Genomic DNA, 14454 nt, shown 5'->3' on the forward strand with positions numbered 1-14454 from the left:
TAAAGCGGCTGATGAAACTGCCCTGAGCCGGTTTTATGGTGGGATCCATTATCTTAACAGTTCACTGGTAGGTGAGGCCCAGGGTAAACAAATCGGCGATTTTATCTGGAATAAATTAAAACTGACTAATTAAACGATTTATAATTTGCAATGAACTTTAAAAAGCCTTATTTATTTACATTCTACCTTATTTTGTTGGTCGGGTTATTCTCCGGTTGCTTATTGATCAACGGTTGTTCCTCAAACGGACCCGCTGCGTACACAATTACGGGCGATACCCTTGTTGATGGCAAAAAGCTAGTGGAGATCAATTGTGCCAAATGCCATGCGCTGGTACCGGCAAATGCGCTTAATAAAAACGTTTGGAGCCACCATACGCTACCACATATGGCGCACTACGTGGGACTGTCTTCTTATCTTGGCGGATATTATAAAAGTGAAAAAGATACAGGAGGAATGTCATTGTCTGAATGGCAAATCATCGTCGGTTATTACCGAAAGCTGGCCCCTGATACCATACTATCTATCCCAAAGCCAACCCCCTTACTAAATGATTGGGCTGGATTTACGTTGAAAAAACCAGAACAGGCTAAGTTTTCGACCTATACAACCATGGCAATGGTAAATCCGTTTACCCATAAAATTTATACTTCAGATGCTTTGACGGACAGGTTGCTTGAGTGGGATAGCAATTTTAACGCGCGAAAAGTAACAACGTTGCCATCAACAACTGTGAACGCAATCTTTAAAAAGGATGACAAAGGAAATAACATTGGCATTTTTTCGAGTATTGGCCAGATACAGGCTGTTGATTTTCCGAATGGCAGGGTGTTAAATATTAACCTTGATTCAAAAACTGATACAACTGCAAACCTGGTTGCCGATGACCTGGCCAGGCCGGTTCAGACGCTGGAAGGTGATTTTAATAAAGATGGCCTAACCGATGTAGTAATACTGGGGCAGGGACATTATAGGGGTGGCGTTTATCTATTTAAACAAAATCCTGACCACAGCTATGCCCAATCCAATATTTCAAATAAAGCCGGTGCTGTTCAGGCGGTAGCAGGTGATTTTAACAATGATGGCTGGCAGGATCTGATGATATTGTTTGGCAGCGGCGATGAGGGTTTATGTTTGTTTTTGAATGACCATAAGGGTGGTTTCACCGAGAAGAATTTGCTGCGTTTTCCGCCTGTTTATGGATCAACCAGCTTTCAGCTGGCCGATATGGACCATGATGGCAAACCTGACCTAATTTATACAAGTGGTTATAATTTTAATGATTCGCGAATATTAAAGCCCTATCACGGTGTGTATATTTTTAAGAATATGGGTAACTGGGATTTTAAACAAAAATGGTTCTACCCGTTAGATGGTTGTACAAAAGCTATCGCAGCTGATTTTGATGGAGATGGCGACCTGGATATTGCGGTAAGTTCATTTTATGCAGATCTGCAACATAATCCAGAGGCGGGGTTTGTGTATTTTGAACAGGTAAGCCCTTTTAACTTTAAAGCCCATGCGATCCCTGTTAGTAAAAATGGACGCTGGTTTACTATGGATGTAGGCGATTACAACGGTGATGGCAAGCCCGATATAGTTTTAGGTAACTACAGTACCGGGTTTATGATACAGGGAGTTAAACCGTTCTGGGATGCAAAAACTCCTTTTATAGTACTGGAGAATAATTTCAAAAAGTAAAGCTTAAATGATAGACGGTAAGTTGGATCAATAATTCAACTTACCATCTATTAAATCGGCATCAGGTCGCCATTGTTGGTTATCGGAGATGAATGGGCCCGCCACTATTTTGATCTTAAGATCTCAAGATGTGCTTGTTTTCTATCCTGTCGCAAATTTATAGCTGCATTTGTAAAATAATAATGGCTCTCGAAAAACGACACCTGCAACTTATTCCATTCATCGATGTTTTTTACTACGCCGCCATAAGCAAATTCCTTATAGAGGAGATCGCTGATCCGGAAAAAATCGTCCCTGCCAAGGTAATCGAGATCAGCATCCGCTATAATCTGTTCTAATAGGTTTTTCGGCGTTTGCGGTAGCCGCGTTGCCATAATCATACCACTGATTTTTTCAATGTCGCCAGTTCCAAAGCCGAAGTTTGGTAAGTACAATTCTGCTATCCGGCATGAGCCTTCTTCGTGATTAGCTGCTCCTTCAATAAATCCGGAATCGTGAAATAAAGCTGCGGTAAGCAATAATTGCATTTCATGTATAGTAATGTTTTCAAGTTTGCCTAAATTTTCAGCAGCCTCGCAAACATCCATTACATGATCGTAACTATGGTAGGTGAGGTGAGCCGGTAGCTCCCTTTTAAGTTTGTTTAATATGAATTCCTTCGCTGCCTGAAACTGCATATGATAACCGTCAAAGCTTTTATCTGATTTAATTCAGCCTGTTGAAATAATATGAATTTGAATAATCTGACCTTACCTTTCTTTAACGTTATTTATGGGATAAAGTTCATCCAAAATAATACAATAAAACGGTAAATTAGTACAGTTTCTCCTTCATTATAGTTAAGTAGATTTACTGCCGTAAATTGTGTGTAGATGAAACACTATGCATTCCCGGACTAAAAAAAATTAAACCAGTTGATGGGTAGTTTCATCTTCAATTAAAAATAAGGTATATCAATGAAAAAAGCTTTTTATTTACTTACTATTGCTTTAATAATCATTTCTTTTTTGCCTGCTTATCTTTTTGCGCAAAACGGAACTGTTAAACAAGTCAAACTTACAAATTTTGATTTGCAATCATCATCCCAGGTAAGCGCTTCAGGCGAGGAGTTATCAAAGAGCAATTATAAGTACAAGGGTTATTGGTTCCCTGTTAAAGTTCCCTCGACAGTTCTTACCGGCCTGGTGGCGAATCATATTTATCCTGATCCGTATCAGGGCCTTAATAATATGCTGATTCCTGATGCTTCTGATCAGTTTAACAAAGAATATAACCTCGAGCAATACAGCTATTTGCCCAATGAACCCAACCCCTGGAAAAAACCGTATTGGTATCGCACCACCTTTAAAGTACCTGCGGGTGACAAAGGCCGTCACTTCCAGCTAATTTTTGAGGGAATAAATTATCGTGCAGCGGTTTGGGTAAATGGGACACAAATAGCCGACTCCACCCAAATGGCCGGCATGTTTGCTGATTATAACCTGGATGTAACTAATGCTATAACAACGGGGTGCGAAAATACCCTTGCAGTAAAAATTTACCCGCTTGATTATGCAGGCTATCCTGCAAAAGAACAATTACAAGCCTTGGGCCCATTTTTTGAAAACGGGGGACCAACAGGCGATATTGGTAAAAACGTAACCATGTTATGTTCGGTAGGGTGGGACTGGATCCCGCCCGTTCGTGATCGTAATATGGGGATCTGGCAGCCCGTTTACCTGCGTACAACCGGCGCAGTAACCATCGGGCATCCAAAATTAGTTACTGAATTGCCAAATCTGCCCGATACAAGTGTTGCCAAATTATCATTAAACCTCTCTCTCAGCAATCACGGTGCAACTGAGCAAAAAGGGAAATTAAGCATCAGCATAAAACCTGAAAATTTTGCAGGATTACCGGTTCAATTCATTCAAAACGAAACGGTTGCAGCGAACGGTATCACAATGGTGGATTTGAATGCCGAAAAGATCAGCCAATTGCTTATTCATCAGCCGCATTTATGGTGGCCTAATGGTTATGGTAAGGCCAATTTATACCGCATCCGATTGCAGTTTATGGACGGAAAGGGGATCGCTGATGATACTTCATTTGTTTTTGGGATCCGTACTGCCAGTTCGACGGCCACAAATGTTAGGGGTTTTGTTAGGCGCGATTTTTATGTTAACGGCAAAAAAGTACACCTAAACGGTGGTGCCTGGGTACCCGATATGATGGTGAACCGCGATTCGGCGCGTTATGATTATGAAATGCACTTGTGCCGTAATGCTAATGTCAATCTGGTACGGATCTGGGGCGGGGGCGTAACACCACCGGACGCGTTTTGGAATGCTGCCGACAAATATGGTGAGATGGTATGGTCAGACTTTTGGGTTACAGGCGATACCCAGGGCGAGTTTAAGGGTTCGCCGGACTGGCCCATTGAGGGGAACGTTTTTGTGAAAAACATAGTAAGCACCATTTATAGGATCCGCAACCACCCCAGCTTATTGGTATGGACAGGCGGTAATGAGGGCCACGCCCGTAAAGAATTATACGATGCTATGCGCGATAATATTATAGCCATGGATGGTACACGGCCTTTTATACCCAGTTCATCGGGCTATGCCAAATTGCCTGCAGGATGGAAAGGTTCGTACCCGGATGATATGCCATCAGGTGTTTACAGCGGAGGGCCGTATCAATGGGAAGATCCAAAAGTGTATTATAAAAAGGCGGATTTCGGTGGCGATTGGGTATTTAAAGATGAAACCGGTATCCCCTCGCAACCACCTTATACCACGCTCGCTAAAACCATTCCCGACCTGGTTTGGGATACTAAATTGCCATACCCTTTAAATAATAGCTGGGGTTACCACGATGCTTGTACCGGCGCGGCTCAATATGACAAATATTATAACGAAATGGTAAAACGGTATGGACAGCCGTCAACGCTGGTGAATTTTTCCGATAAAATGCAGCTAATGAACTGGGTGGGTTACCAGGGTATTTTTGAAGCTGCCGGGCATAAACTGAATGAGACAGGCGGGGTAATGTTGTGGAAACTAAATTCGGCCCTGCCAAGTGTGGTATGGCAAATATATGATTGGTACCTGGAACCGAATGCGGGTTATTACGCCATGCAAAACGCGGTTGAACCACTACATATCCAGTTTAACCAGGATGATTCAACGGCGGCCGTTATCAACCGTATGCATCGCGCCACAGGTTTGTTAACCGCAACGGCCGACATTTATGATATTAACAGCAAGTTGGTAAAAACATTTAGTGTAAATCACATCGGCCTTGCTGAAGCCGGTACGCAGGAGGTGATCCATTTAAAAGAAATTTTAAAAACTGCGAAAGGCGTAAGTTTTGTTGTGTTGAATTTAACGAACGCTACAGGTAAAACGGTGTCGCACAACGTTTACTGGATGGCGCCTGGTGATGATTTGACTGGCTTTAACAGCCTGCAGCAAGCGCAGGTGCAGGTAAAAGTATTAAAAGCCGAAAAGGGTATCAGCGAAAACAAATGGACACTGCAGGTTAGCAACAAGACAGATAAAATAGCCTTTTTTGTACGCCCGCAGTTGATGCAAAATGGTGAAGAAGTTATGCCAAGTTACTGGACCGGCAATTACTTTACGCTGGCGCCCAATGAGCGCATCACTATATCGGTGAGTGCGCCGGTAGCCAAACTGGGAAAGGAGCAACCCACTGTTTTATTAGAAGGCTGGAACATCCCGAAGCAGGTAATATCTTTAACTGTAAAATAGAAATCAATCAATCTAAATAATCAAGTCAGGCAAGGCCTCCCCGAAACGGGAGGCTTTTGTTTTAAGCAGGGTTATAGGCTGCAAGGCATTTGATCGCAGCGTATCTGCCAACTTCAACCATTTCTTCGGCCCTGTAAAAATCAAAAGTACCACAAGCGTGCCGTGAAACATCTACCAAAATATCAGGTGTATAGTTGTCCAGCGTCATCTGTGTGATATGATAGGTCATGAAACTGAGCGTTTTATTGATCAGGTTAAAGTATCCCAATTTTTCTTCGCCATTGGATTTTTCTTCATTGCCCGATGGATGTAAAATATGCAGCTGGTTGTAAAAATCTTTGAGTTTTTTTTGATAAGTGGATTGTATGGCCACCGTTTCAGTTTTCGCAATAGGTGGTTTTTCAACAGGGATATCGGCATTTACATTCACAGCGATCAATATATCGCCAGGCGTTCTTTTTATACGATTGATAGGCATATTATTAATGATACCGCCGTCGATAAGCAGGCCGTCTTCAAACTTTACAGGCGTAAAAACAGTGGGAATAGCCATGGATGCCCGTATGGCCTCAAATAAACTGCCTGTGGTAAAAACAACCTCTTTTTTATGAATGATATCGGCTGCTACGGCCGCATAGGGAATATCCAGGTCTTCAATATTTGCATCCGGGATAAATGTTTTAACACTATTAAGCAGTTTATCGCCTTTAACCAATCCCTGCGAACTAAGTGTAAAATCCACCAGGCTAAAGAGCTTTATTTTATCAAGGGTATAAAGCCAGTTTTTATATTCCTCCAGCTTCCCCAGCGCATAAACCCCGCCAACTACTGCACCCATGGAGGTGCCTGCAATTGAGGTGATATCAAATCCTTTCTTTACCAGTTCCTCTATGACACCAATGTGGGCTATGCCACGCGCGCCACCCCCTGATAATACTAATGCAGCTTTTTGTTTCATTTTATTTATTACCGGTACTCTATCTTTCCCGCTGGTTAAGCAAAGCCCAAGTTTCCGCGCTTCACCGTTTCGGCATATAAATCCGTTGGTAATTTAATTTAAATTCATCATTAAAGATCAATCTTATTGTTTATTGCCTATCCTTTTCTTTCAGTCATTAAACTTGCATATTTTTATAGATACGTTTTGAACCCATCAGTTTTTTAAGTCAATATATGAAACAAGCTATAACTATTTTATGCGCCTTATTATTGTTTAATATCTGTAAGGCACAGGATGTCGTCGGGTTAATATACCCGGTTGATCCGGCACAACAAGCGCACCCGGATATACCGAAAGGCGAAGTTTTAAAGTTTGATTTTAATACATCTGCCATTTACCCGGGCACCAAACGAAGTTATTGGGTTTATATCCCGGCTGAATATAAGCCCGATAAACCCGCGTGTTTATACGTGGATATGGACGGCGTGCAGTTTAACGCGCCAACTGTTTTTGATTACCTGATCAGCAAGGGCGAAATGCCGGTTACGATAGGCGTTTTTGTAAGCTCGGGTTCAGTAATGAAAAATGATACGGATGCCATCCGGTATAACCGCAGCCATGAGTTTGACAGCATGAATAACGATTTTGTGAACTTTTTGATCACTGAACTTTTGTCGGACGTTGAAAAGAAGAAGTCTTCGGATGGTAGAGTTATTAATATTTCAAAGGACGCAAATGATCACGCTATTGCTGGAGCCAGCAGCGGCGCAATATGTGCTTTTACCGCAGCCTGGCAGCGCCCGGATATGTTTAGCCGGGTATACAGTGCTATTGGTACCTATGTAGGCATGCGCGGGGGCAACGATTACCCCGTTTTGATCAGGAAAACAGAGCCTAAACCCATAAGAATATTTTTACAGGACGGCCTGAATGATGCCTGGAACCCGCTATTCAGCAACTGGTATACCTCCAACTTAAACATGGAGGCTGCATTAAGTTTTGCCGGGTACGAGGTTAACCACGCTTGGGGCAACGGTGGGCATGATGGCGTACAGGCCACCGCCATTTTCCCGGATGCAATGCGCTGGTTGTGGAAGGGCTGGCCCCAAAAAGTGCTGGGAGGAAAAAGCAATAACGATATGCTGCCCACTATTTTGCCGGAAGGTGAAATATGGCAGCGCTTTGATGAGCAAGAAGATCACGCGATTTCAATTAGTAATGGCCCGGGTGGCGAATTATTTGTACTTGGAAATCCGGGCTGGATAGAGAAAATTGATAAAAATGGAAAAGTGATCGAAGTTATTAAACACGGAGTTGAAGCTATGGCATCTGATTTGAATGGCAAACTCGATTTTATTGGAGAGGGTGGCGCAGGATTATTTACTTTATCACCAAGCAGCAAACCTTATGTTGTTTCAAAAAACATACATGGTGACCATTTAGTGGTAGCTGACAATGGATATATTTATGTCTCACAACCATCAACAAACACAAATTCTTCTGGGAAAATATGGCTTATAAAGCCGGGTGCTAAACCAATTGCAGTTGATTCCGGTCTGCGTTTTGCATCCGCCATTACCATTTCTCCCGACAGGAGTATGTTGCTGGTTGCCGAAGATAATACCAATTGGATTTACAACTATGTGATCAACGCTGACGGTTCATTGAAATTTAAAGAGCGCTGGTACTGGCTGCACCAAACGGACAATTTCGGCTACAGCCAGGTGGGCAGTATCGAAATGGATAACCAGGGCAATTTATACGCGGCGACAAACCTGGGCGTGCAAGTCTGCGACCAGAATGGCCGCGTACGTGCCATATTGCAAATACCGGGAGGACCGGTAACCGGTTTATGCTTTGGCGGCGCCAATTTTGATACTCTTTATGTAATTTGCAACGGCAAACTTTACAAACGAAAACTCAAGGTAAATGGCGTACCGGCCTGGGCCGAACCGGTTCACCCTAAGGAAACTGGGGCGGGGTAATTTGAATTCAAACGTTCTTTTCCAAATACGCTTCCCCGGAGATAACCGGCGACATATGTTCAGCTTCCTCATCATTAAAAAGCCTCGAACGGATCATAAAACGCAAACCGAGGGGGATCTCGAGCGAAAAACTTGAGCCACGGCCTTTGGTAACATCAAGGGTAAGATGGGTGTGCTGCCAGTATTCAAACTGGTCGCGGCTCATAAAAAAACCACAACCGGCCACATCCCCCAGGTAAGCATCGCTTTCGCCAACCCTGAACTCGCCTTTCTCAAAACACATCGGCTGCGAACCATCGCAACAACCGCCGCTTTGATGAAACATTAGTTCGCCATGTTGTTTGCGTAACTGTTCAATCAATTCAACAGCTTCGGGGGTTGCTGCTATTCGTGCTGTTTTTTCCATCGTTCCAAATAAAAAAGGAGTTACAGCCGAAGCCATAACGCCTTTAAATCAATCGTAATTAAAAGAATCCTAACTTTTTCTTGTCGTAAGAAATAAGCATGTTTTTATTCTGGCGGTAGTGGTTTAGCATCATTTTGTGCGTTTCGCGACCAAAACCTGATTTTTTATACCCACCGAATGGCGCGTGTGCAGGATAAGCATGGTAGCAATTCACCCAAACACGACCGGCCTGTATTGCACGTGGAATTTGATACAACTCGTGTGCATCTCTTGTCCACAAACCTGCTCCAAGCCCGTAAAGAGAATCATTAGCGATCTCGATCGCTTCTTCGGTAGTTTTAAAGGTAGTAACACAAACGACAGGTCCAAAAATCTCTTCCTGGAAAACCCTCATTTTGTTATGCCCCTTAAGCAGTGTTGGCTGGATATAATAACCTTCGCTCAAGCCCGAGCCGTCAAGATATTTTGCACCGCCGCCTGTTAATACTTCTGCACCTTCTTCTTTGCCTATTTCGATATAGGAAAGAATTTTCTCGTACTGATCCTGTGAGGCCTGTGCGCCCATCATGGTTTCAGGGTTAAGCGGATGACCCATCTTTATCTTTTCTACACGTTCAATTACGCGTTTAATAAAGCGATGATAGATAGATTCATGAATTAGCATGCGTGAAGGGCAGGTGCATACTTCACCCTGGTTAAGGGCGAACATCGCCGATCCTTCCAAACACTTGTCAAAAAACTCATCATCGGCATCCATTACGCTTGGCATAAATATGTTTGGCGATTTACCACCCAGTTCCATCGTAACCGGGTTAAGGTTTTCGGATGCATATTGCATGATCAATCGCCCCGTGGTGGTTTCGCCGGTGAAGGCGACTTTCGCTACCCTTGGAGAACTTGCCAATGGTTTGCCCGCTTCAAGGCCAAAACCTGTAACGATGTTTACCACACCTGCAGGGATCACATCTTTAATCAAATCCATCAGGATCAATATCCCGACAGGTGTTTGTTCAGCGGGTTTCATTACCACGGTACAACCTGCTGCAATGGCAGGGGCCATTTTCCATGCAGCCATAAGTAATGGAAAGTTCCATGGGATGATCTGCCCGACGACGCCGAGTGGCTCGTTGATGTTAAGAGAGACAGTGTTTGCGTCGAGTTCACTAACGGTACTTTCTTCTGATCTTATCACTCCTGCATAATACCTGAAGTGGTCAATAGCCAACGGCAGGTCGGCTGCCATGGTTTCCCTTATTGGTTTACCATTGTCGATAGTTTCAATTGCTGCCAGGTAGTTAAGATTATCCTCCATAACCTGTGCAATTTTCAATAATACGTTGCTTCTTTCTGTGGGCGAGGAATTCGACCAGGTGGCAAATGCTTTATGTGCAGCGTCCAGGGCCAGCTCGATATCTTCCTTGCCCGAGCGGGGAACTTTAGTGAAAGCCTGCCCGTCAATAGGCGATATACTGTCAAAATACTCGCCTTTTACCGGCGATTTCCATTCGCCGCCAATAAAGTTGTCATAATGATCTTTAAACGAAGGGCGCGCAACCAGCCTTTCGGTTTCCAAAAGTGTTTCCATAAAAAAATTTAGTTTAGTTATAAATTGGTGATTATAAAATTAGGGCACAGGCACCTAACTGTTATGCACTATTGTATCAGGTTTATGCATTAAAATATTAATAATTTAGAAACGTTATTTATAAAATAACTCGCTATCTTTATTTTAACCAATTAGCTGCTTTAATTGCAGCAGCATTACAGATTCGCCTCTACTTTTTATGCAGCAGAAGTTTAAACCTCAGCTAGTGCCTTTGCAGGCCGAAAAGGACTTGAAGACCCTTGTCGAGAACAGGTCGGTTTATACAATGCAGCATTGTGAGCTAAATGTTTTTGAAACCCGGCAGCAATCAGAAAAAGTAAAACTGGTTTTTGATGATATGGTGCTTACCACTATGCTGCGCGGTAAAAAAGTGATGCACCTTTTTGGTTCCGAGCATTTTGATTATTTGCCCGGCGAATCGGTAATTGTACCGGATAAGGAGGAAATGATCATTGATTTCCCTGAAGCAGACTTGCTTAACCCCACGCAATGCATTGCCCTGGCAGTAGAGGCAACAATGCTGAAAGATACGCTTAACCTGCTCAACGAAAAATATCCTAAAACTGAAAAACAGGAGAGCTGGAATATTGATATCTCTTGCTTCCACCTGCAAAATTCTATGGAAATTACCTCGGCGGTGAACAGGCTGATCAACATCAGTACCGAAAATATTGCGGGGAAAGACGTATTGGTTGATTTTACGCTGAAAGAACTGCTCATCCGCCTGATGCAAACCCAGGCCCGTAAATTGATCCTTGACAGCTATAATAACTACACTGCCACCAACCGTTTTGCTTCTGCCGTACAATATATAAAGGCACATATCAGTGAAGAAATTACTATAGATACGCTCAGCAACCTTTGCTGCATGAGTAAACCCACTTTTTTCAGGTGTTTTAAGCGTGAATTTGGTATCAGCCCGGTTGATTTTATTCTGCACGAGCGCATAAAAATAGCCTGTACTATGTTGCGCGACCAGAATGTAACCATTAGTGAGGCCTGCTACGCAGTAGGGATAAACAATTTAAGCTACTTTTTTAAATTGTTTAAGCGGATAGAGGGCAAAACGCCAAACGAATTCCGCAAGGGGTTGAATTAAAATAAAACCAAGTTGCTTAACTTTGGATTTTCGCTAATTAATCAATCTTTTTTTACTTATCAATGGATTTTACGCCAGATAATTCGCAATTGACAAATGCCCAGGCATTTAAAAGCCTGCATGAGCGCGACGGCATTTTTGTAGTTCCTAACCCCTGGGATGCAGGTTCGGCAAAAATGCTGGAAAGTATCGGGTTTAAGGCCCTGGCTACAACAAGTGCAGGTCTTGCTTTCTCATTGGCGAAAGCTGACGGAGAAGGTTCAGTTACTCTTCAGGAGACATTGGAAAATGCCCGCCGCATCGTTTCCGCAGTAAATATCCCTGTTTCAGCCGATCTTGAAAATGGCTATGGTATTGATCCGGAAGTTTGCGCGGAAACCATATTGCTGGCGGCCCGGGCCGGTCTTGCAGGTGGCTCTATTGAGGATACCACCGGTCGCCCGGAGTATCCGATCCTGCCTTTTGATCTTTCGGTTGAGCGGATCAAAGCTGCCGTAAACGCTGCCAAAAGCCTTCCTTTTCCGTTTATGTTAACAGCCAGGGCCGAAAATTTGATCTATGGAAGACAGGATCTTAAAGACACTGTCAGACGCCTGGAGGCATTTGCTGATGCGGGCGCCGATGTGCTTTTCGCACCGGGTATAAAAACGCCCGACGAAATTGCTTTAGTAGTAAAAGCAGTGGCCCCGCGGCCTGTTAATGTTGTTATGGGGTTAAATAATTGCAATTTATCGCTGACGCAGTTGGAGGACCTTGGGGTTAAGCGCGTTAGTCTTGGTTCTTCGCTTGCAAGGGCTGCCTACAGCGCCTTTATTAATGGTGCAAAAGAGATTTTCCAGCATGGAACCTTTGATTTCGCAGGTAATGCCATCTCTTATGCCGAAATCAATAAGCTATTCAAATAATCAGCATTCATAATACCATTTCTATATTTACATCAGCAAACAAGCAATATGACTAAGGCTGACATTTTAATTATCGGCGCCGGCGCTACGGGTTTAATGGCTGCCGTCACGTTAGCTAAGGCGGGCAAAATGGTAATTGTGCTGGAAGCCCGTAACCGTTGCGGTGGGCGCATCCATACCATTAACCAGGGCTTGTTTTTTAAGGATACAGAACTTGGAGCGGAATTTATCCATGGCGACTTGCCGGTAACATTAAGTCTGTTAAAAGAGGCGGGTATTGCATTTGATACCGCTTCAGGGGAAATGGTGCATTATAAAAATGGGAAATTCAATAATGATGAGGGCGTTGAAGGATGGGACCTGTTGATGCAAAAACTCAAAACCATAGATAAAGACATTAGTATTAATGAGTTTTTGGATAGAGAATTTGGCAGCGAAGCATACCATGACTTGAAAAATTCAGTGCGCCAATTTGCTGCAGGCTATGATTCAGCCGATCCGGATCGGGGAAGTACTTTTGCGCTGCGAAATGAATGGCTGAATGATGATGAGGATGCACAATACAGGGTTAAAGGCGGTTATGTGAAAATAGTGGACTATTTGGAAGACAGGATAAAAAATGCGGGCGGAAGCATTTTTTTGAATTCGGCCGTTAAAGAGATTAAATGGAAGCCGGGGTATGTGAAAGTGATTACCAATGACGGTGTTGTTTATGGGGCAGGTCAGTTGCTCATTGCACTGCCTTTGGGGGTTTTGCAGGCAGATAAAGACCAATTGGGGGCATTAACCTTTAACCCGCAGATCTCTGAACAGATGGCAGCTATTAACCAAATGGGTTTTGGCGCTGTTATTAAAATACTGCTTGAATTTGATGAGCCTTTCTGGATAGATAAACAAACGGAATTACAGGCAGGTAAGAACCTGGAAAATATGATTTTCTTACTATCTGACGAAGAGATCCCCACCTGGTGGACACAGACTCCGGATCCAAGTCCTGTAATTACAGGCTGGTTAGGTGGCCCGCCCGCTGCGGCTAAGAAAGATGTTCCGGATGAGGAAGTTTTACGGCAATCGTTGCAATCGTTAAGCAATATATTTAAAAGGAACATCGAAGATCTAAAAGCAAAGGTGGTTGCATCCCGAATTGTAAACTGGACCAATGATCCTTTTACGATGGGGTCTTACGCTTATGATACCGTTAATGCTTCTGCCTTTCGCGAAATATTGAAGCAGCCTGTCGATAATACACTGTTTTTTGCAGGTGAATATCTATATGATGGCGCTGCAATGGGAACCGTAGAAGCAGCGTTAACAAGCGGGGAGGAAGTGGCGAAAAAGATGATTCCAAAATAGTCGGACAAGTTTATTAATTTAAACGTGAGCTGCTTTATTTGTGTTTATAAAAACTTCAGCAGGAATCCCCAAAAACGAGTGTAGTTTTTTCACCATCTTTAAAGTAAGCTCCTTTTTTCCGGATAATACAGACGAAACATGCCCTTTTGAGCCAATTATTGGTTCAAGATCTTTCATTTTTAAACCCCTTTCATTTAGCTTAAGTTTAATGACTTCCAAAGGGTCAGGCGTAGGAATGAAAATATTTTTATCCTCGTAGTCTTTTACCAAAACTAAAAGCATATCCAATTCATCTGCTTCAGCAGTGCCATCTTCTGCATGGAAAATTTCAATTGTTCTCTCAATCGCCTCCCTGTAGTCAGCATCGGATTTTAAGACCTTCCATTGTTTAGTTTCAGTTCTCATATTAGTGATCTGTTATAAAGTGTATTTTACGGTAGCTGCATCAATTTTATCATATTCTGAATGGGTTCCAAACCAAATGATATAGGCCGCTTGCCGTTTAAAATTAATAGAAATAATTAACCTGTAATCGTTGCCCTTGATGTTAAAAATTACTCTTTCATTTGAAACTATACTTGCATTGCCATATGTGGATTTTAATTGATTGAAATTTTCAAAAGAGGCCTTGATAAATTCCTGATACCAATTAAGCAGAGCCGTTCTTGCATTGGGATATTTATTAATAAAAAGCAAAATTGTCCCTC

Annotated in this window: 12 protein-coding genes; 6 read left to right on the top strand and 6 right to left on the bottom strand. The window is 42.9% G+C overall.

The features are described 5' to 3' along the window. Window positions 1-150 precede the first annotated feature (150 nt). On the top strand, window positions 151-1701 hold the full coding sequence (locus tag QZY09_RS22660; RefSeq protein ID WP_295676457.1) for a VCBS repeat-containing protein: 1551 nt from the start codon (window positions 151-153) through the stop codon (window positions 1699-1701). 104 nt (window positions 1702-1805) lie between these two features. Here QZY09_RS22660 and QZY09_RS22665 read toward each other — a convergent pair whose 3' ends face one another. Beyond that, window positions 1806-2378 (bottom strand): HD domain-containing protein, encoded by a 573-nt coding sequence (locus QZY09_RS22665; RefSeq protein WP_295676460.1) that lies wholly within the window; start codon window positions 2376-2378, stop codon window positions 1806-1808. 279 nt (window positions 2379-2657) lie between these two features. Between QZY09_RS22665 and QZY09_RS22670 the strand changes: the two genes are divergently transcribed. Then, window positions 2658-5453, top strand: coding sequence for a sugar-binding domain-containing protein (locus tag QZY09_RS22670; RefSeq protein ID WP_295676463.1), 2796 nt, complete (start codon window positions 2658-2660; stop codon window positions 5451-5453). A gap of 61 nt (window positions 5454-5514) precedes the next feature. Here the strand turns inward: QZY09_RS22670 and QZY09_RS22675 are convergent, their stop codons facing one another. Beyond that, on the bottom strand, window positions 5515-6411 hold the full coding sequence (locus tag QZY09_RS22675; RefSeq protein WP_295676466.1) for a patatin-like phospholipase family protein: 897 nt from the start codon (window positions 6409-6411) through the stop codon (window positions 5515-5517). Window positions 6412-6626: 215 nt separating this feature from the next. Here QZY09_RS22675 and QZY09_RS22680 point away from each other — a divergent pair, with 215 nt between their 5' ends. Continuing rightward, entirely contained in the window at window positions 6627-8378 is a 1752-nt protein-coding gene (locus QZY09_RS22680; RefSeq protein ID WP_295676468.1) for an SMP-30/gluconolactonase/LRE family protein, read from the top strand. 7 nt (window positions 8379-8385) lie between these two features. Here QZY09_RS22680 and QZY09_RS22685 read toward each other — a convergent pair whose 3' ends face one another. Both QZY09_RS22685 and QZY09_RS22690 read right to left on the bottom strand, forming a co-directional pair. Further along, window positions 8386-8820, bottom strand: a complete 435-nt coding sequence (locus tag QZY09_RS22685; RefSeq protein WP_295676470.1) for a DUF779 domain-containing protein — start codon at window positions 8818-8820, stop codon at window positions 8386-8388. 22 nt (window positions 8821-8842) lie between these two features. After that, window positions 8843-10369, bottom strand: a complete 1527-nt coding sequence (locus QZY09_RS22690) for an aldehyde dehydrogenase family protein (protein ID WP_295676472.1) — start codon at window positions 10367-10369, stop codon at window positions 8843-8845. A 199-nt stretch (window positions 10370-10568) separates the two neighbouring features. Between QZY09_RS22690 and QZY09_RS22695 the strand changes: the two genes are divergently transcribed. The 3 genes from QZY09_RS22695 (at window position 10569) to QZY09_RS22705 (ending at window position 13747) form a co-directional block, all read left to right on the top strand. After that, window positions 10569-11489, top strand: a complete 921-nt coding sequence (locus QZY09_RS22695; RefSeq protein WP_295676474.1) for an AraC family transcriptional regulator — start codon at window positions 10569-10571, stop codon at window positions 11487-11489. A 62-nt stretch (window positions 11490-11551) separates the two neighbouring features. Continuing rightward, on the top strand, window positions 11552-12394 hold the full coding sequence (locus tag QZY09_RS22700) for an oxaloacetate decarboxylase (protein WP_295676476.1): 843 nt from the start codon (window positions 11552-11554) through the stop codon (window positions 12392-12394). Between the two features lie 48 nt (window positions 12395-12442). Further along, window positions 12443-13747: an NAD(P)/FAD-dependent oxidoreductase gene (locus QZY09_RS22705; protein WP_295676478.1), complete on the top strand. Its 1305-nt coding sequence runs from the start codon at window positions 12443-12445 to the stop codon at window positions 13745-13747. A gap of 18 nt (window positions 13748-13765) precedes the next feature. On the opposite strand, the gene QZY09_RS22710 is transcribed toward QZY09_RS22705, so the two are convergent. Both QZY09_RS22710 and QZY09_RS22715 read right to left on the bottom strand, forming a co-directional pair. Further along, window positions 13766-14152 carry a helix-turn-helix domain-containing protein gene (locus QZY09_RS22710; protein WP_295676480.1) on the bottom strand — a complete coding sequence of 129 codons (387 nt, stop codon included), beginning with the start codon at window positions 14150-14152 and terminating at the stop codon, window positions 13766-13768. 12 nt (window positions 14153-14164) lie between these two features. Then, the coding region (locus tag QZY09_RS22715; RefSeq protein WP_367119260.1) for a type II toxin-antitoxin system HigB family toxin at window positions 14165-14454 on the bottom strand (290 nt) is incomplete at its 5' end.

It is taken from the genome of uncultured Mucilaginibacter sp. (genome assembly GCF_903913935.1).
GTDB lineage: Bacteria > Bacteroidota > Bacteroidia > Sphingobacteriales > Sphingobacteriaceae > Mucilaginibacter.

Excerpts from the sequence above, each read along its gene's own strand:
- QZY09_RS22695 (WP_295676474.1), top strand. The coding sequence starts at position 10,569 with ATGCAGCAGAAGTTTAAACCTCAGCTAGTGCCTTTGCAGGCCGAAAAG.
- QZY09_RS22710 (WP_295676480.1), bottom strand. The coding sequence starts at position 14,152 with ATGAGAACTGAAACTAAACAATGGAAGGTCTTAAAATCCGATGCTGAC.
- QZY09_RS22705 (WP_295676478.1), top strand. The coding sequence starts at position 12,443 with ATGACTAAGGCTGACATTTTAATTATCGGCGCCGGCGCTACGGGTTTA.
- QZY09_RS22675 (WP_295676466.1), bottom strand. The coding sequence starts at position 6,411 with ATGAAACAAAAAGCTGCATTAGTATTATCAGGGGGTGGCGCGCGTGGC.
- QZY09_RS22670 (WP_295676463.1), top strand. The coding sequence starts at position 2,658 with ATGAAAAAAGCTTTTTATTTACTTACTATTGCTTTAATAATCATTTCT.
- QZY09_RS22700 (WP_295676476.1), top strand. The coding sequence starts at position 11,552 with ATGGATTTTACGCCAGATAATTCGCAATTGACAAATGCCCAGGCATTT.
- QZY09_RS22685 (WP_295676470.1), bottom strand. The coding sequence starts at position 8,820 with ATGGCTTCGGCTGTAACTCCTTTTTTATTTGGAACGATGGAAAAAACA.
- QZY09_RS22660 (WP_295676457.1), top strand. The coding sequence starts at position 151 with ATGAACTTTAAAAAGCCTTATTTATTTACATTCTACCTTATTTTGTTG.
- QZY09_RS22665 (WP_295676460.1), bottom strand. The coding sequence starts at position 2,378 with ATGCAGTTTCAGGCAGCGAAGGAATTCATATTAAACAAACTTAAAAGG.
- QZY09_RS22680 (WP_295676468.1), top strand. The coding sequence starts at position 6,627 with ATGAAACAAGCTATAACTATTTTATGCGCCTTATTATTGTTTAATATC.
- QZY09_RS22690 (WP_295676472.1), bottom strand. The coding sequence starts at position 10,369 with ATGGAAACACTTTTGGAAACCGAAAGGCTGGTTGCGCGCCCTTCGTTT.